A 19,149-nucleotide genomic window follows, 5' to 3' on the forward strand; every position below is an offset into this window, starting at 1 on the left:
CTTTAACAATAGTTAAATTCTATACAATTAATAAATACTTAAGACAATCATTTATTAATTTTAAAGAAAAAATTATAATGAAAGTACTTATAACTGGCGCAACTGGTCTTGTTGGAACAGCACTTACAGAATTGTTATTGCAAAATGGTATAAAAATTAATTATCTCACTACAAGTAAAAACAAAATAGAACACCAACCCAACTATAATGGGTTTTATTGGAGTCCAGAATCTGGAGTTATCGACGAAAACTGCCTAATAGGTGTAAATACAATTATACACTTAGCAGGAGCAAATATTGCAAAACGATGGACACCTAAATACAAACAAGAAATAATTGAAAGTAGAGTATTATCAGCAAACTTATTATTTAATGCTTTAAAAAATAATCCACATCAAGTAAGTCAATTTATATCAGCATCTGCAATAGGAATTTATCCAGACAGTTTGCAAAATTATTATTCTGAAGATTTTACAAAATTTGAAGATACATTCCTTTCTAATGTAGCTATAAAGTGGGAAGAGTCTGTAGATCAAATAGAAAGATTAAATATTAGTGTTTGCAAACTTCGAACAGGTTTAGTGTTATCGACAAAAGGAGGTGCACTTCCAGAAATTTTAAAACCCATAAATATGGGAATTGGCTCTGCATTTGGCACGGGAAAGCAAATGCAATCTTGGATACATATTCATGATTTAGCAAATATGTTTATGTTTGCCTTACAAAATAATCTTCAAGGTGTGTATAATGCCGTAGCTCCTTCTCCGGTGACTAATTACGAATTAAACTATGCAGTAGCACAAATTTTAGAAAAACCTTTTTTTATGCCAAACATTCCTCGATTTATTATGAAATTAACTTTGGGAGAAATGCATACTTTACTTTTCGAAAGTCAGAATGTAAACGCACAAAAAATAAAGGATGCAGGATTCGAATTTCAATACAAATCAATACAATCGGCTCTCAAACAACTTTTAGTAAACTAAGAAAGCGTCTGCTTTGACAGACGCTTTCTTAGTATGGTGAATTAATAATTATATATAAAAGGTATTGTGTGATTTCTACTTATTATTTTCAAATTTAAACAATTAATCTCGGTTTTATTCTTAAAATTATATTAAATTTTTTTAATGACAATTTGACATTATTTTATAATTGGCAGTACTTTTGCAATGAGTAAAGAATGTTTCAAAATATATTTAAAAATAAATCAAAGATGACTACGGAGAATACTGAAATTGATAAAGAATTAGATGAATTAACATTAGAAGAAAATGCTAATGGAGAGCAATTAATTGTAGAAGAATTAAGTGTTGAAGAACAATTAACCAAAGATTTAGCACACGAAAAAGATAAATTTCTACGTCTTTTTGCTGAATTCGAAAATTATAAAAGACGTACTACCAAAGAAAGAATAGACTTGTTTAAAACTGCCAATCAAGAAGTTTTACAAGCCATGTTGCCAGTTATGGATGATTTTGACAGAGCTATTGTCGAAATTTCTAAATCAGAAGACGAAAACCTAATAAAAGGAGTAGAACTTATACATACAAAACTTAAAGACACTTTATTTTCTAAAGGTTTAGAAGTTATGGAAGTAAGAACTGGAGATGCTTTTAATGCCGATTTTGCCGAAGCAATTACACAAATTCCAGCTGGCGATAAGCTAAAAGGAAAAGTAGTCGATGTAATTGAAAAAGGGTACAAATTAGGGGATAAAATTATCCGTTTTCCTAAAGTAGTTATTGGAAACTAAATGTTAAGATTTTTGAATTAAATCCTAATTCTAAAATCCTTAATCCATAATTTAAAAATGAAAAAAGATTTTTACGAAATATTAGGTGTTACGAAAAGTGCATCTGAAGCCGAAATAAAAAAAGCATACCGAAAAAAAGCAATAGAGTTTCATCCTGACAAAAATCCTGGTGATGCTGCTGCCGAAGAAAAATTTAAAGAAGCAGCCGAAGCTTATGAAGTATTAAGTGATGCTCAGAAAAAAGCACAATACGATCGTTTCGGACACCAAGCCTTTGAAGGCGGAAATGGTGGAGGCGGAGGTTTTCACGGTGGTGGAATGAACATGGATGATATTTTTAGTCAGTTTGGAGATATTTTCGGTGGTGGTGGTTTTGGCGGATTTGGAGGCGGTGGCGGAGGTCAGCGTCGTGCCAAAGGAAGTAATTTGAGAATTAAAGTCAAATTAACACTAGAAGAAATTGCCAATGGTGTAGAGAAAAAAGTTAAAGTAAAACGTAAAACACAAGCACAAGGTGTTTCTTATAAAACTTGTTCTACTTGTAATGGTCAAGGTCAAGTAATGCGTGTTACTAATACTATTTTGGGGCGTATGCAATCTGCTTCAACTTGTCCAACTTGTGGAGGTTCTGGTCAAATTATTGAAAAAAAACCAGCCAATGCAGATGCGCAAGGAATGATTCTTGAAGACGAAACAGTTTCTATAAAAATCCCCGCAGGTGTTGTTGATGGAATGCAACTAAAAGTTTCTAACAAAGGAAACGATGCGCCAGGAAACGGAATTCCAGGTGATTTGATTGTAGCTATCGAAGAAATAGAACACGAATTCTTAAAACGTGAAGGCGAAAATTTACATTATGATTTGTATATTAGTTTTGCTGAAGCAGTTTTAGGAATATCTAAAGATATTGAAGCCGTAAACGGAAAAGTTCGCATCAAATTAGAAGAAGGAATACAATCAGGAAAAATTCTCCGACTAAAAGGAAAAGGAATTCCAAGTATCAATAGTTATGGAAATGGAGATTTGCTAGTTCATGTAAATGTTTGGACACCAAAAACTTTAAACAAAGAGCAGAAACAATTTTTTGAAAGTAATCTTTCAAACGAAAATTTTATTCCAAGCCCAGAAAAATCAGAAAAATCATTCTTTGAGAAAGTAAAAGATATGTTTTCATAATTTATAGAACGGGTTTATACCCGTTTTATTTTTTTTCCCATCCTAGTGCAAATTAGGGTGGGTTTTTTGTAACAAATAACTACACTTTTCTACTTATTAAAGAGTGAAAAAAAAATTAAATGAACTGATATGGTTTATATGGTTCAAAAAAATAATCTTACATTTACGTACACGAGACCATAATGGTCGAACTGATGAAATAAATAAATTTCTATAATGAGTAATATTCTTGAAGTTAAAAATGTAGTCAAACAATACGGCGATTATACAGCCTTAAATAGTGTTTCATTACAAGTTCCTAAAGGTAGTATTTACGGACTTTTGGGGCCTAATGGTGCTGGAAAAACATCTTTGATTCGTATCATCAATCAAATTACAATGCCAGATAGTGGCGAAATAATCCTAGATGGCGAAAAATTAGCACCGTATCATGTACAACATATAGGTTATATGCCTGAAGAACGTGGTTTGTATAAAACTATGAAAGTTGGTGAACAATGTTTGTATCTCGCGCAGTTAAAAGGATTGTCTAAATCGGAAGCGCAAAAACAACTCAAATATTGGTTCGAAAAATTCGAAATTGAGGGTTGGTGGAACAAAAAAATCCAAGAACTTTCAAAAGGAATGGCACAAAAAGTACAATTTGTAGTCACAGTTTTGCATCAACCTAAATTATTAATTTTTGATGAACCATTTTCAGGTTTCGATCCTGTAAATGCCAATTTAATAAAAGACGAAATTTTAGAATTAAAGAAAAAAGGATCTACAATTATTTTTTCGACCCATCGTATGGAAAGTGTCGAAGAATTATGTGATGATATTGCTTTAATTCACAAATCAAACAAATTGATTGAAGGAAAACTAGAAGATGTAAAGCGTCAGTACAGAAAAAATACTTTCCAAGTAGGAATCATGACAAATAATGTAGAAGGTTTAATGTATGATTTAACCCAGAAATTTACAGTGGGTCAAACGGATTTTAAATCCCTAAATGATGACTTAAAACTAGAAATAGATTTAGGAACTTCCACCTCAAACGAATTGTTAAGTATTTTGACAAGTAGAGGTCAAGTAACTCATTTCGCAGAAAACATTCCGAGTGTAAACGATATATTTATTCAAACTGTAAGTCAAAAATAATGGGAGTACTATCATTAATCATAAAAAGAGAATTTATTGCAAAAGTTCGTAATAAATCATTTATTATAATGACTTTTCTAAGTCCATTACTAATTGTAGGATTATCATTTTTTGTAGGCTATCTCGCTAGTATGAATAAAGATGAGGTAACAAAAATCGCTATTCATGACGAATCGGGAGTCTTAAAGTCCGATTTCAAAAACACAAAACAAACGGTCTATGTCGATTTATCTGGAATGCCATTACAATTGGCAAAAGATACCGCAAACAAAAACTATGAAGGACTTATTTTTGTTCCTAAAGTAGCTAATATTCAAGATTTATCAACTAAAGTAGAATATATTTCAGATGAAAGTCCTAGTATGGAATTCATCATGGGAATTGAAGATGTAATCGATACTAAATTAACCCAAAACAACTTAACTACATTAGGTTTTGATTATGATAAAATTGAAAAAGCAAAAGTAGATTCCAATATACATTTAACTAAATTTTCTGGAGAAGATACAATAAAAGGTATCAATGAAATGAAGATTGCAATAGGTGGAGCATTTGGTTACTTAATCATGATGTTTATTATTATTTATGGTAATTTCGTTATGAGAAGTGTTATTGAAGAAAAAACATCTAGAATTATCGAAATCATTATTTCATCTGTAAAACCATATCAGTTAATGATGGGAAAAATTATCGGAAATTCATTAGCAGGAATTCTTCAATTTGCCATTTGGGCAATTGTAGGAGCTATTTTGTTATTTGGAGTTTCTGCATTCTTTGGTATACAAACTGGTGCTCAAGCCAGTATTGATCCAGCAATGGCAAATGCAGTACAGCATGAACTAGGAACTACTATGCAAAGTTACATTAAGGAAATTTTTAATTTACCATTGGGAACATTACTTACTTGTTTCGTAATCTATTTTATAGGTGGATATTTCCTATATAGCTCATTTTATGCAGCTATCGGAGCCGCTGTCGATTCAGAAACCGATTCTCAACAATTCTTATTGCCAATTATTATGCCACTTATGTTAGGTGTTTATATCGGATTTTTTACCGTAGTCAACGATCCGCACGGAACGGTAGCTACAGTATTTTCTATGATTCCACTTACATCACCTATTGTTATGCTGATGCGAATTCCGTTTGGTGTGCCATGGTGGCAATTAGCACTATCTATCACCATATTATTTGCAACATTCTTAGGCGTAGTCTGGTTTGCTTCAAAAATTTATAGAGTAGGAATCTTAATGTATGGCAAAAAACCAACCTGGAAAGAATTATACAAATGGCTTAAATATTAATTTAAGTGGCAAAGTTTCAAAGAGTCAAAGTTTTTCCTTTGAAACTTTGTAACTTTGCACCTTTGAAACTAAAAAAATGAGCAAAATCCTTATCATCGAAGACGAACCAGCAATCCGACGTGTATTAACCAAAATACTAAGCGAAGAAAGCGATACTTATATTGTTGATGAAGCCGAAGATGGCATACAAGGTCTCGAGAAAATAAAAAACGAAGATTACGATTTGGTTCTTTGCGACATCAAAATGCCAAAAATGGACGGTGTCGAAGTCCTAGAAGCCGCAAAAAAAATCAAACCTGAAATACAAATGGTGATGATCTCTGGTCACGGAGATTTAGAAACTGCCGTAAATACTATGCGATTGGGTGCTTTTGATTATATTTCGAAACCACCAGATTTAAACCGTTTGTTAAATACTGTTCGCAACGCTTTAGATAAAACAAAGTTAGTTGTTGAAAATAAAATATTAAAAAAGAAAGTTTCTAAAAACTACGAAATGATAGGCGAGAGCCAACCCATTAATCATATCAAAGATATGATTGAAAAGGTAGCACTAACCGAAGCTAGGGTTTTAATCACTGGACCAAACGGAACAGGAAAAGAACTTGTAGCACATCAATTACACGAAAAAAGCGAAAGAGCTAATTTCCCTATAATCGAAGTAAATTGTGCCGCGATTCCATCAGAATTGATAGAAAGTGAATTGTTCGGACACGTAAAAGGTGCTTTTACATCAGCAGTAAAAGACCGTGCAGGAAAATTTGAAGCTGCCGATGGTGGTACTATTTTTCTAGACGAAATAGGCGATATGAGCCTTTCGGCGCAAGCCAAAGTTTTAAGAGCTTTACAAGAAAGTTTGATACAAAGAGTAGGAGCAGACAAAGACATAAAAGTAAATGTTCGTGTTGTAGCGGCAACGAATAAAGATTTAAAAAAAGAAATAGACGAAGGTCGTTTCCGTGAGGATTTATACCATCGCTTGGCAGTAATTTTGATAAAAGTTCCAGCTTTAAATGATCGTCGTGATGATATTCCTTTATTAATAGAACATTTTAACGATAAGATTGCCTCAGAACAAGGAAATGTGTCAAAGGTATTTTCAAAACAAGCTATAAAATTATTACAAGAATATGATTGGACAGGAAATATTCGTGAATTAAGAAACGTAGTAGAACGCCTAATTATTCTTGGTGGAAGCGAAATTTCTGAAGACGATGTAAAACTGTTTGCAAGTAAATAAATTATTTCGCAAAGATGCACAAAGTAGCTACAAAGACACGCAAGTAAAATTAAAAAGACTTTGTGAGTCTCTGAGTCTCTTCGATAATCTCTGTGTAACAACAAAAAAATGAAATTAAAAAAAATAAACGAAAATCTACAACAAGCACTTATCGAAAACGGTTTAACCGAAGCTAATGAGTTGCAACAAGAAACATTCAGCACAATAAAAAGTGGTGCCGATGCAGTTGTAGTTGCACAAAAAGGTTCTGGAAAATCGACAACAATAATTATTAATGTGATTCAACGAATGGAAAAATCCGTTGGAGAAAGCACAAGAGCCTTAATTATTGTAGAAAATAAAGAACGTGTTTTAGAAATGGAAGAAATGTTCTTAAAATACGGAAAATACCACGATTTGAGCGTTTTTGGCGTGCATGAAAAAGGCGATATCGATTATGATAAAAATGTTATTTCAATGGGACTTGATGTGCTTATAGGAACTCCAAATAGAGTAAATGCTATGTTTGCTTCGGCGGGATTTAATATTAGTACAGTAAAAATGTTTGTGGTCGATGATGCTGATATTCTTTTCAGAAACCGTATGGATGCTGTTGTTGACAGATTATCAAATAGTATTGATAAAACACAAAGACTATTTTTTACCACCGATTTAACAGAAAGAGTAGAATCTCTGGCAGATAAAATAATGATCGAACCTTTATTTTTTGAGATGGAGGAAGAGGAAGAAGAAGAGGGAGAAGACGATAAAATTGACAGTAATTCTTAAAACGAAACAAATGAAGTATTATATATTATTAGTCTTGTTTTTTTGAATTCTTTTTGTTTTTCACAAAGTATTTTTAAAGAAGAGATTGGACCTTGTTTAACAGAACGTTTTGTTTTAGATAAAGATACAGTTCAGGCAGAACTTGAAAATGATAAGTTATTAAAAATAATATGTGACAATTTAAAACCTAAACTTTTAGAAAAACTAAAAGGTAAAATGTATTTGCAAGTAATTGTTTATAATTCTGGTAATTCTTGTCTAATGAGTGTTTTTAATAATACTAATTTCACAACAAATGAATTAAACATTAAAGAAATTGTCAATGACAAAATAAAATGGGAAACTTTGGAAGATAAAAGTGTCTGTGCTATAATTTTCTTGTCTTTTGACAAAAAATTTAGAACGATAAAAAGGTATGGGTATTTTTATGGAAAAGGATACGTTGAGATAAATTCATATACAGAAAATAAATAAAAAAATATAATATGGGATTGATGAAAATATTTTCGGGAAGCGAAATTTTAGCACAAGCTTTACAAGCAAAAATTGAAGCGGTTGGAGTAAATACAATTGTAAAAAACAATATTCAATCGGCTAAATTAGCAGGTTTTGGTACTGCCGATCAAGCGGTAGAAGTTTTTATTCAAGAAATCGATTTTGGAAAAGCAAATCCGGTGATTGAGGAGTTTAGAATGAGCATTTAATTTTCTTAAATTATATACAAGATACTCTTCCGTTTTGAAGAGTATTTTTTTTGGAATAAATTTTAATATCGGATAGTATTATTTTTAATATTAACCGATATTTTTTATATCTTTGTGATGTTATGTGGAATATAGACAGAACATACCTTGAAGAATTTGAGTCAACTTTCGAAAGATTGTATGACAAACAAGCAATGCTCAATAAAAATAGACCTTTGCCAAACATAGCATTACGGAAAATTAAAGAAGCGCTTTCTATAGAATGGACATACAATTCTAATAGTATTGAGGGAAATACTTTAACTTTAAGGGAAACACAAATGGTTCTGCAAGAAGGAATTACCATAAAAGGAATTTCTCTTCGAGAGCATTTTGAGGCTAAAAATCATGAAAAAGCAATCGATTATTTGTACTCTATTGTAAATGATGATTACACTTTAAGAAGTATCGATATACTTTCTTTGCATGGTTATGTGTTGCGTTCTATCGAAGATGATTTTGCTGGGCGTATCCGAAACGGAGGTGTTCGTATTTCAGGAGCAAACTTTATTCCGCCTAATGCAAACAAAGTTTCTGATTATTTAGATGAATTAGTAGATTTTGTTAATGAAAATCCTTTGGGTTTAAACGATATTGAGTTGGCTGCAGTTTTTCATCATAAGTTTGTTTGGATTCATCCTTTTTTTGACGGTAATGGTCGTACAGTTCGTTTGGCTATGAATTTATTACTCATGCGAAAAGGTTTTCCACCTGCTATTATTTTAAAAAATGACCGTAAAAAATATTACGAAGCTTTAAATCAAGCTAATAATGGAAATTATCAAAAACTTATTTTGTTAATGGCTCAAGCCGTAGAACGCACCTTAAATATTTATTTAAATGCGTTGCCAGATAACGAAGAGGAGTATGACACAATAGCAAATATTGTTTCTGAACCAGGTTCTTATTACGGTCAGGAATATGTTAGTTTGTTAGCGCGTCAGGGAAAAATAGATGCTTATAAAGAAGGTCGTAATTGGCTTACCACAAAGAAAGCTATTGAAGATTATATTGGAAATAGACAACGAAAAAGACTGCTGTAAAGTGGTCTTTTTTATTTTAAAATTATCTAAAAAACAAATTTACTTCACTTTCAAAAGTAGCTACTGGAATGCCGTGACCCAATTCATTGATAAGGTGTAGTCTAAAATCATTTTTTAGAGGTAATAATTTCATGATAAAATCAAGATTATCTTTTGCCAGAATTACATCGTCTTGATTTCCAATTACAATTTGTAGTAAATGATTGTAATCGTTATTAATCATTGGAATATTTTGCAAAATAGGAGTACGATAAGGCAAAGCAGGATTAAACAACAAGGCCGGAGTTTGCAATAATTTAGAAAGATAAAAACCTGCAAAACCACCCATACTACTACCAATAATAAAATTTATATTTTGGTTTTTATACTCAGTATATAAAGTTTCAATCATATTTGGATTTGCTCTGTAATCTAAATCAGGAGCAATTATATTTCCGAATGGTTCCAAAACTTCCTTTTTTTCAATACTTAAATTACTGTCAAGTCCTTGTAAATAAAGAATGTTCATTATTTTTAGTTTATCAAAAAACAAATATCTGAATTCTTTTTTTCATAATTCAAATTCATTTTTTAAAATTGTCAAATTCCCTAATTAATCTATCTTTGCACCGTCAAAAATTCGATTAAACAAATAACCGAATCCACAAATAACCGAATATGATTACAGTAAACGATATTTCCGTACAATTTGGCGGAACCACTTTATTTAGCGATGTTTCTTTTGCTATCAATGAAAATGATAAAATTGCCTTAATGGGTAAGAATGGTGCTGGAAAATCTACTTTATTAAAGATAATTTCTGGTCAAGCAAAACCATCAACAGGAAATGTGTCAGCACCAAAAGATGCCGTTGTGGCCTATTTGCCTCAACATTTGCTCACTACCGATGGTGCTACGGTTATGGAAGAAACTTCGAAAGCATTCGGAGAAGTTTTTGCCATGAAAGCTGAAATCGACGAAATAAACGAGCAATTAACCGTTCGTACGGATTATGAAAGTGATGATTACATGAAATTGATAGAAAGAGTTTCGGACTTATCTGAGAAATTTTATGCTATCGAAGAAATAAATTATGAAGCTGAAGTCGAGAAAATATTAACTGGTTTAGGTTTTATGCGTGAAGATTTTACACGTCAAACTTCAGAGTTTTCTGGAGGTTGGAGAATGCGAATCGAACTAGCAAAAATCTTATTACAAAAACCAGATTTAATTTTACTAGATGAGCCAACCAATCACATGGATATTGAAAGTATTCAATGGTTAGAGGATTTCTTGATCAATTCGGCCAAAGCGGTTGTGGTAATTTCTCACGATAGAGCTTTTGTTGACAATATTACCAATCGTACTATCGAAGTGACGATGGGAAGAATTTACGACTATAAAGCCAAATATTCTCATTACTTAGAACTTAGAAAAGACCGAAGAATTCATCAGCAAAAAGCATACGATGAGCAACAACGAATGATTGCCGATAACAGAACTTTTATCGATCGTTTCAAAGGAACATTTTCTAAAACCGATGCGGTTCAATCGCGTGTTAAAATGCTCGAGAAATTGGTTATTGTTCAAGTTGATGAGGTTGATACTTCGGCACTGAAACTAAAATTTCCGCCAGCTGTTCGTTCTGGTCAATATCCAGTTGTTGTAAAAGATATGACAAAATCCTATGGTGATAAAGTCATTTTTAAAGATGCCAATATTGTAATCGAACGTGGTGAAAAAGTAGCTTTTGTAGGTAAAAATGGTGAAGGAAAATCGACGATGATTAAAGCCATTATGAAAGAAATTGAAATCAATTCTGGAAGTGTCGAAATTGGACATAACTCTCAAATTGGTTATTTTGCACAAAACCAAGCGTCATTATTAGACGAAAACGGAACAATTTTTTCTACTATTGATGATATTGCTGTTGGTGATGTTCGTACAAAAATAAAAGACATTTTAGGTGCTTTTATGTTTCAAGGTGATGATATTACTAAAAAAGTAAAAGTACTTTCTGGTGGAGAAAAAACGCGTTTGGCAATGATCAAATTATTGCTAGAACCTGTTAATTTGTTGATTCTCGATGAACCTTCAAATCATTTGGATATGAAAACCAAAGACATCATAAAAGAAGCTTTGCGTGATTTCGACGGAACATTAATTCTCGTTTCACACGATCGTGATTTCTTGGACGGATTGGCAACTAAAGTTTTCGAATTTGGAAACAAACGTGTCAAAGAACATTTTGAAGATATTGCAGGTTTCTTAGCCCACAAGAAAATGGATAGCATGAGAGAAATCGAAAAATAATATTTTTTTGATATATAATAAAACCCGTCTCGTTCCTAAAAATGTGACGGGTTTTTCAATAAAACAAATTAACCAAAAAAAACAACTTAACTATAATCTTACATTTTCTATCAATCGAATAAATTCAGCTCTATATCCTTCATTATCATTAATCAATCCTTGTTTGGCGAGCGCTAATATGTCTTTTGTTGTTTTGTTTTTGATGAGTTTTGAATCTCTCAATTTTAATCCAAACCAAGCTACTGATGCAGTAAATTTTAAATCATCAGAAGCATTTTCTAACAAGCTAGATTTATTTTCAATAATTTGAACCATTTCGATACTTTTGTCGCCGTCAGGCTTTTTGTAACGGAATTTTATAGTAGCCAATTCGTCGTTAAAATTATTTTCTGTTGGTGCTACTTTCGTGTATTTTAAATCGGAAGTTTCTTTAAAAAAATCACTTTTCACATCGGTTGGAATAATTTCGTACAAAGCGGTTACTGTGTGATTACTTCCCAATTCTCCAGCATCAATTGCATCATTTTTGAAATCTTCTGGGCGTAATTTTCTGTTTTCGTAACCAATTAATCTATAACTCTGAACGTATTTTGGATTGAATTCAATTTGAATTTTTACATCTTTCGCAATAGCAAACATAGAACCTTTAAACTCTTTACCTAAAAAGCGATTGGCTTCCTGAATATTGTCTATATAAGCATAGTTTCCGTTGCCTTTATCTGCTAAAGTTTCCATTTTACTGTCTTTATAATTCCCCATTCCGTAACCCAAGCAAGTTAAGAATACGCCCGATTTTCGTTTGTCTTCAATCATTCTTTGCATGTCGTTATCTGAAGAAGCACCTACGTTAAAATCACCATCAGTAGCCAGAATTACACGATTGTTTCCGCCTTTTATAAAATTATCTTCTGCCGTTTTGTATGCTAATTGAATCCCTGCTCCTCCAGCGGTACTTCCTCCAGCACTTAAATTTTCGAGTGCCGCAATAATAGTTTCTTTGTTATTTCCTGAGGTTGGAGGCAAAACCAATCCGGCAGCTCCAGCATATACTACAATAGAAATTTTGTCTTCATTTCTTAATTGATTAACCAATATTTTCAACGATTGTTTTAACAGTGGTAATTTATTTTCGTCACTCATAGAACCTGAAACATCGATTAAAAAAACCAAATTAGAGGCTGGAAGATTATCCGTTTCAATATTTTTCCCTTGTAAACCAATACGAACCAGTTTATTATTAATATTCCAAGGGCATTCGCTATATTCTATATTAATAGAAAAAGGATGTTCTCCTTTTGGTTGCGGGTAATTGTATTTAAAGAAATTCATCATTTCTTCGATACGAACAGCATCTTTTGGAACTTGTTGCCCATTGTTTATGAAACGGCGAATGTTTGTATAAGAAGCATTATCAACATCAATAGAAAAAGTAGAAAGCGGCGCTTGTTTTGGGCTTTCAAATTCATTTTCTAAAAATATTCCATAATCTTCATCGTTAGGAATTGGCGTTTTATTTATATTAGTATTCGAATATTGTTTTAGATCATCTTTTTTATCTGAAACAGAACGATTTCCACGTAAAACTATTCTTGTATTAGCATTTGTATTGGTGTTTATTTGTAAACCAGAAACTTTGCCAGATAAAGCTTGAATGTTTTCCCCTTTTTTTCTTTCTCTTCTTGGCGAAATAGGTCTTTCTTCATATTCATAATCTGATGAATACCCTGTAACTACAACCGATTCTAACATTTTAGCACTTTCTTTCATCTTGATATTAATAATATTAGAAGTTCCAACTATTCTAATCTCATCGTTCATTCCCATAAAACTGAAAACCAATGTTTCTCCTGTTCCTGCTAGAATTTTATAGGTTCCGTCAAAATTTGTAGTAACGCCTCGTTGCGTTCCTTTTACCACAACATTTACACCTGGAATTGGTCCAGACGCATCGGTTACGGTTCCTGTAATTGTTTTTTGCTGTCCGAAAGTTAGGACAGAAATAAGCATAGCAATGCCTAACGAAATACTTTTTAAGTTTTTCATGATTTTAAATTTTAAAGATTAATTTTTTGAGTTTACCTATTTTGGTTCTATAGGTTTTCCAGTTTTAGTAGTAATAATAACAACACCTTTTTTTCCTTTTTCGCCATAAACAGCAGTTGTATTTTCGTCTTGCAAGATTTTAATGGTTTTAATTTCTTGCTTGTCTAATGGTGCATAAGGACTTGTTGGATTCTTGCCAAACAGCGATTCTTCCGAATAATAAGTGCCGTTTATAATGTATAATGGTTCTTTTAAATAAACCGTATCAAAAGCTTCGTTGTCTAATTCTGAAACGATTGCTTCTCCAGATTTTTTACCATTGATAATTGGTTTACCATCAATAACGACTAACGGCGCATTTTTTGAATCTTGTGCTTCTGCTTTTTTACTGTCTTTTTTTTCTGATTCTTGAGTCGTATGATGCACTCCAATGGCATCAAAAACACGTCCTCGCAATACATAACCTGAATTATTTGCCGAAGCTACATTTGAAGCACTTTTTACATAGTCATCAGAAACTGAAACGGCTTCATCCAGTTCTTTAGCCATTGCTGGTTCGGCATCTTTCTCATCTAAAACAGCTACAGATGCTTGTGTTTCGATTTGCTTTTTCAGGATTTTTTCAGCATCGGTTTTAATAATGTTATTGTTTTCTTCAGTACTTACAATTGCATTTTCTTCTGTAATTGATTCGGGTAAAACTTCTTTTTTTGCATCGGAAACTACAACTTCGTTTTCAGGAATCATTACCTTATTTTCAGTTTTCGTAAACTGAAACACAATAATTCCCACTAAAACTACCGAAGCCGCAACAGCTAATTTCTTCCAATTGTTGTTTTGCTTTTTGTAAACAACCGTGTCGAGTTTAGCATCTACTCGCGACCAAATTTTCTCCATTTCAGGAAAGTCTTTGATTTCTGCTTTCTCGGCAGCATTTTTAAATTGTTCGAATATTTTATCTTGATTTTCCATTTTTACTTTGCTTGTTTGTAATACAAATTGTTTACTAAATCTTTCAACTTTGTTTTGGCTACATTCAATTGTGATTTCGATGTGCCTTCAGAAATGTTCAACATCGTTGCTATTTCTTTGTGACTGTAACCTTCAATAGCGAATAAATTAAAAATTGTTTTGCAACCAGCAGGAATATAATCTAGTAATTTGAGTAAATCTTCTTCTTCCAAATGTGTGTTTGGCAAACTCTCCGGTTGTAGCTGATGCTTTGTGTCTTCAAGATATATATTGAAGTTTACATTACGTTTCAGCTGATGAAGACAGTTATTTACTGTAATTTTCCGAGCCCAAGCTTCAAAAGCACCAAGCTCTTTTAATGTGTCTATTTTTGTGAAAATAGTATAAAAAGCATCGGCCAACACTTCTTCTATTTCTTCCTCTTTCTTTAGGTAACGCTTGCAAGTGCGATACAATTTTGGAGCCATAAGCTCATACACCTCACGTTGTGCGTCTCGGTGCATTTTTTTGCAGGCTAATATTAAGTTTTCGTTTATCACAATTGATGTCTTTATACTAAAGAGGCTATTTTTTATAAAAAGGTTGGGACGAAGGTAAAATATTTTTTTAAGGTGTTGGTTATAAAGCAAAATCCAATAGTAAAATAAGTGTTTACTATTGGATTTATAATGTTTGGTTTTATAGGATATTGTTTCTATTAAAGATAAAATTTCCTGCGAAACATAAACATGAATTTACCACAAAATTCGCAATTGCCTGAAACAGCCGTTAGCTGATGTTTTATATATGTGAATCGAATATAGTTGAATAGGTTCCATTATAATTTAGCGTAACGATAAGTCTTTTTTTGCTTGAATCAATACTACTTATTAATCTACGTAAAGTTTTTTTGTTTACCGTATGGTTGTAGAAAGTTGTAACTAATTCTGGATCATTGTATTCTAATACAAGTATTTCAAGAATATCTTCATTTTGATTATTAATAGAGCAAAAGTCTCTTACAGGTAACATTAACTTAGTATAAATGTGACTTCTCATTTTTTTTATTATTCCTTGGTAAATCAACTTATCATCTTTTTCACATTCAAAGTCAAATTGGCTATCTGGTAAAACAATTGTTTCTCTTAATACATCAATTTCAAGATGTTCAAATGTCCAATCGATAAACTCGTCATCTAGCTCCGGAATTTTATATTCTTCTGTAAGACTAATAATTTCTGCGATTGTTTCGTCATCAATAGATGTTGAAATATATTTATTTGTTTTATATAAGAAATCACCAATTTCATACATCCAAAATTTACCATTTGAAATTTCTGAAAATTCTTTTATCAATTCGTAGCGAGGTGATAAACGATTTTTTTTATCATCCATATACCACCAATCTTCTTTTACATCGTTGGTGACTAGTATCAAATTTAAATTTTGTTCTTTACATTTTTCAAGAATCTGCTTCCACACTATAAGGTCTCCAAATCGTTGAAATCCGACTTTTTCGCCTTCATCCATATATCCGGGAGGAATTTTATGTTTGTATCTAAATTCTCCTTCATTTACAATTTCCATCAATTTTGAATACTTATATTCGTCAGTGATTTTAAAATATTTTTTAACGATTTCAAGTACTATTTGATTTTCCTGTGCCCTAATTTTTGATTTTTCCTCTTCTACTTTTTTAATTATACTGTCTTTAAATTTATTATATTGATCTTGCAATATTTGGTAACTTTTCTCAAATTCATGGATTTGCGTATTGAAAGATGAAAAATCAAATTCATGTAGATAAGGATGTTTATTGTTTTTGACAACTTTTTCCTGTAAAGTTTTCAAATGTCCTCGAATTTCATCGTTGATTTTTGATTTAAAACTCCCAATTACGCTTTCGATTTCTTGAATATGACCACTTTCATTACTTCCCTTTGTTTTATTAATTAAAGCACTATAAGAATCAATTGGTTTGAGTTCAACTTTTGCTTTATTCTTCCAAAACTCCATTTCTGAATGATTACTAATCCAAAGTCTTTCCTGTAATGGAGTAAATAATTTTTCAACTAATTCATTAAGATTTTCGTTAGTGAAGTAGAAAAAGTCTAATAGAGAAGAAGTATCAAAGAAAATTAAAGAATCTTCAAATAATTTCTTTTCATCAAATTCACTTATTGTATAAAAAGGTTCTTTCATGTCTGTAGTTTTAAAAAATAGCAGCTAACTATTAGCTTGTTATAAATATTTTATTATTACTCCTTCAAAACCATATCAATCACCATCACAGCGGCAAAAATAAGTTGTCTTTCGACAGAGTCTTGTGATACAATTTCGTTTATGGAAAGCACATAATTATCGGCGCTGGTAAAAAATTCTTTGCCAATTCCTGCCCATTTTTTGCTAACTGATGCTAGTTCTTTTTCGGCTGCATTAAATTTGAATTCCCAACCGGTCCATTTTCCTTGTAAGGTGCAAACTGGTTTTTGATGTTTGTCTACAATTTCGAATTTGCCTCCAAAAGACCAGAATTTTTGTTTAAAATAACCTATAAGTTGGCCTCTTTCGTCAAAAACTTCTACATCTGAACGAAAAAATACGACACCACGTTTTATGTTTACAATTGGTTTTCCTTCGGTTGTGGTGACAAGAACATTAAACGGTGTGTTTCGTTTGTATTTTGTGAAACGAAAAATTTTAGTAAAAACCCCTAAATTAGGTTCGGTGCTGGTCATTAATTGTTTGTTCGATTCAGGGTCGAAAATGTCATAACTGTTTGCAGCCTTAAACATTCCTATTTTTTCCTTAATCAAGAAAATATTTTGGTTTAATAATGGATTCATTTTTTAGATATTGTTAGTTTATAAATTTTAGTTTCTAATTGTTCGGTGTCATTGTCTTCGCAAAGTAAGAATTCTAAATGATATTCGGAATTTTTAAATAAAGTTAACCCTTCAAATTTATGTGAATTAGAAATTTGAATTGTGAATTCGATTTCGAAAGTTTCAACATTTATACAGCCTATTATACTTCCCAAAACTTCCCCATCATCGTAAGTAGAAAGTGTGTCTTCGGCAGATGCTAGAAAGTAGATTTTGTCATGAACTAAAATAGCATCTGTAAATGCCGTTTCTACGTGTTTTATTTTAGGTAATTGTATGGGTTGAAAATGGATATCGTTACTGATTGTAATAATTCCGTTTTTAGCCTTTGCGCCATTTCCTCGTTGAAATAAATATAATTTTTCCTTGTAAAATAATGCTCCTTCAATATTTAATTCTTCGTCAGAAATTGGAATGGTATTTTTTATATTTTGATATATTTCAGAGAAATCATTTTCTTGAATTTCTTGATTTTGGATGTTAAAAACGATATTTTTATTTCGGTTTTGTGTTGATCCTGAACCAAAAAGATGTAATTCATTTTCTTTTAATGTAATAGATTCGAGATCAGGCTTGCTAATTTTCGCAATATTTTCTGATGGATTTTCTATTAATTGATGTTTTATCAATTTGTCGTATTCTAAATCGTATTGATATAAAAATCCTGCGTTATCACTAATAACATATAAGGATTGGTTTGTAAACACGATTCCTGAGGCAGAACCAATGCCTGAAATATTTAAGTACTCCGAAAGTTGAAATTTTTGCATAAATTAGCTGATAAGTTTAGCCCTGATAGAAGTAGAAATCCTTTTTCTTTTTTCTTTAGAAAGAAAAAGATTGCAACGAATAGCGGGAAATAGCTCCTAAAAAAACAAATATAAAACAAAGAATATGAATTCGATAAATCCTGATGATTTTAAAGTAACTGATAGAATTACATTATCTAAAATTCCGACTCTTTTGGAGTCTAATATAGACGATAGTGAAAAAGAAGAAAAGCTGACCAAAGTACGTAGCAAGTTGAGCTCTTTTCAAGATGTCATGTATGCACACAACAGATATAGTGTCTTAATTTGTTTGCAAGGCATGGATACTTCTGGAAAAGATAGTTTGATTCGAGAGGTTTTCAAGGAATTTAATGCTCGTGGGGTTGTGGTTCACAGTTTTAAAACTCCTAATTCGACCGAATTGGAACACGATTATTTATGGCGTCACTATTTAGCGCTGCCAGAAAAAGGGAAGTTTGCCGTTTTTAATAGAACACATTATGAGAATGTGCTGGTTACTCGTGTGCATCCTGAATATATTATGTATGAAAATTTGCCAGGAATAGACAACGTTTCAGCTATAACCCCTGAGTTTTGGCAAAATCGTTTTGAACAGATTAATAATTTCGAAAAACACATTGTTCAGAACGGTACTATTGTGATAAAATTCTTTTTGAACATGAGCAAAGAGGAACAACGAAAAAGATTGTTACATCGATTAGAGAATCAAGAGGACAATTGGAAATTTTCTACTGGCGATTTAAAAGAGCGAGAACTTTGGGACGAATACATGTCTTGTTATGAAGATGCTATTAACAACACGTCTACTAATCACGCGCCGTGGTATGTAATTCCAGCTGATGACAAAGAAATGGCACGTTATATTGTGGCAAAAATAATTTGGGAAGAAATGCAAAAACGAGTCGATATATGTGAGCCTGAATTAGACGATAAAGTGAAAGAGAATATGAAAATGTATAGAGAACAGCTAGAAAAAGAATAAAAAAAAATGCACTGAATTCCAGTGCATTTTTTTAA

19 protein-coding genes are annotated in these 19,149 nt (G+C 31.9%); 12 read left to right on the plus strand and 7 right to left on the minus strand.

Translation table 11 applies throughout. The features are described 5' to 3' along the window. Positions 1–77: 77 nt before the first annotated feature. From ABI549_RS00160 to ABI549_RS00205, 10 genes are all read left to right on the plus strand, one after another. Positions 78–986 carry a TIGR01777 family oxidoreductase gene (locus tag ABI549_RS00160; RefSeq protein WP_348074419.1) on the plus strand — a complete coding sequence of 303 codons (909 nt, stop codon included), beginning with the start codon at positions 78–80 and terminating at the stop codon, positions 984–986. A 197-nt stretch (positions 987–1,183) separates the two neighbouring features. Continuing rightward, positions 1,184–1,756 (plus strand): nucleotide exchange factor GrpE, encoded by a 573-nt coding sequence (locus ABI549_RS00165; protein ID WP_348074420.1) that lies wholly within the window; start codon positions 1,184–1,186, stop codon positions 1,754–1,756. Between the two features lie 57 nt (positions 1,757–1,813). Continuing rightward, the gene (gene dnaJ, locus ABI549_RS00170) at positions 1,814–2,932 is read left to right on the plus strand and encodes a molecular chaperone DnaJ (RefSeq protein ID WP_348074421.1); all 1,119 of its coding nucleotides are present in this window, start codon (positions 1,814–1,816) and stop codon (positions 2,930–2,932) included. A 216-nt stretch (positions 2,933–3,148) separates the two neighbouring features. After that, entirely contained in the window at positions 3,149–4,072 is a 924-nt protein-coding gene (locus ABI549_RS00175) for an ABC transporter ATP-binding protein (RefSeq protein ID WP_348074422.1), read from the plus strand. After that, positions 4,072–5,376, plus strand: coding sequence for an ABC transporter permease (locus ABI549_RS00180; RefSeq protein ID WP_348074423.1), 1,305 nt, complete (start codon positions 4,072–4,074; stop codon positions 5,374–5,376). Before ABI549_RS00175 ends, ABI549_RS00180 begins: the two co-directional genes overlap by 1 nt. A 76-nt stretch (positions 5,377–5,452) precedes the next feature. Then, on the plus strand, positions 5,453–6,616 hold the full coding sequence (locus tag ABI549_RS00185; RefSeq protein ID WP_348074424.1) for a sigma-54 dependent transcriptional regulator: 1,164 nt from the start codon (positions 5,453–5,455) through the stop codon (positions 6,614–6,616). 108 nt (positions 6,617–6,724) lie between these two features. Then, a complete protein-coding gene (locus ABI549_RS00190) occupies positions 6,725–7,384 on the plus strand; it encodes a DEAD/DEAH box helicase (protein ID WP_348074425.1) in 660 nt (219 codons plus the stop codon). Between the two features lie 42 nt (positions 7,385–7,426). After that, a complete protein-coding gene (locus tag ABI549_RS00195; protein ID WP_348074426.1) occupies positions 7,427–7,858 on the plus strand; it encodes a hypothetical protein in 432 nt (143 codons plus the stop codon). An 11-nt stretch (positions 7,859–7,869) separates the two neighbouring features. Beyond that, complete coding sequence (locus ABI549_RS00200) at positions 7,870–8,088, plus strand: DUF2007 domain-containing protein (protein ID WP_011962825.1); 219 nt, start codon at positions 7,870–7,872, stop codon at positions 8,086–8,088. Positions 8,089–8,210: 122 nt separating this feature from the next. Next, a complete protein-coding gene (locus ABI549_RS00205; RefSeq protein ID WP_348074427.1) occupies positions 8,211–9,170 on the plus strand; it encodes a Fic family protein in 960 nt (319 codons plus the stop codon). A gap of 22 nt (positions 9,171–9,192) precedes the next feature. Here the strand turns inward: ABI549_RS00205 and ABI549_RS00210 are convergent, their stop codons facing one another. Then, complete coding sequence (locus ABI549_RS00210) at positions 9,193–9,678, minus strand: YqiA/YcfP family alpha/beta fold hydrolase (protein ID WP_348074428.1); 486 nt, start codon at positions 9,676–9,678, stop codon at positions 9,193–9,195. A gap of 149 nt (positions 9,679–9,827) precedes the next feature. Between ABI549_RS00210 and ABI549_RS00215 the strand changes: the two genes are divergently transcribed. After that, positions 9,828–11,462, plus strand: a complete 1,635-nt coding sequence (locus ABI549_RS00215; protein ID WP_348074429.1) for an ABC-F family ATP-binding cassette domain-containing protein — start codon at positions 9,828–9,830, stop codon at positions 11,460–11,462. Positions 11,463–11,552: 90 nt separating this feature from the next. Here the strand turns inward: ABI549_RS00215 and ABI549_RS00220 are convergent, their stop codons facing one another. The 6 genes from ABI549_RS00220 to ABI549_RS00245 all read right to left on the minus strand — a co-directional run bounded on the left by ABI549_RS00220 (position 11,553) and on the right by ABI549_RS00245 (position 18,111). Continuing rightward, positions 11,553–13,505: a von Willebrand factor type A domain-containing protein gene (locus ABI549_RS00220; RefSeq protein ID WP_348074430.1), complete on the minus strand. Its 1,953-nt coding sequence runs from the start codon at positions 13,503–13,505 to the stop codon at positions 11,553–11,555. 36 nt (positions 13,506–13,541) lie between these two features. After that, positions 13,542–14,477 (minus strand): hypothetical protein, encoded by a 936-nt coding sequence (locus ABI549_RS00225; RefSeq protein ID WP_348074431.1) that lies wholly within the window; start codon positions 14,475–14,477, stop codon positions 13,542–13,544. Between the two features lie 2 nt (positions 14,478–14,479). Beyond that, positions 14,480–14,980, minus strand: coding sequence for a sigma-70 family RNA polymerase sigma factor (locus tag ABI549_RS00230; protein WP_348074432.1), 501 nt, complete (start codon positions 14,978–14,980; stop codon positions 14,480–14,482). 277 nt (positions 14,981–15,257) lie between these two features. After that, positions 15,258–16,658, minus strand: a complete 1,401-nt coding sequence (locus ABI549_RS00235; protein WP_348074433.1) for a PIN-like domain-containing protein — start codon at positions 16,656–16,658, stop codon at positions 15,258–15,260. 56 nt (positions 16,659–16,714) lie between these two features. Then, entirely contained in the window at positions 16,715–17,302 is a 588-nt protein-coding gene (locus tag ABI549_RS00240) for a phospholipid scramblase-related protein (RefSeq protein ID WP_348074434.1), read from the minus strand. Next, positions 17,299–18,111, minus strand: a complete 813-nt coding sequence (locus ABI549_RS00245; RefSeq protein WP_348074435.1) for a hypothetical protein — start codon at positions 18,109–18,111, stop codon at positions 17,299–17,301. Before ABI549_RS00245 ends, ABI549_RS00240 begins: the two co-directional genes overlap by 4 nt. A gap of 124 nt (positions 18,112–18,235) precedes the next feature. Between ABI549_RS00245 and ABI549_RS00250 the strand changes: the two genes are divergently transcribed. Beyond that, positions 18,236–19,114 carry a PPK2 family polyphosphate kinase gene (locus ABI549_RS00250; protein WP_348074436.1) on the plus strand — a complete coding sequence of 293 codons (879 nt, stop codon included), beginning with the start codon at positions 18,236–18,238 and terminating at the stop codon, positions 19,112–19,114. Positions 19,115–19,149 lie beyond the last annotated feature (35 nt).

It is taken from the genome of Flavobacterium sp. (genome assembly GCF_039932285.1).
Lineage (GTDB): Bacteria > Bacteroidota > Bacteroidia > Flavobacteriales > Flavobacteriaceae > Flavobacterium.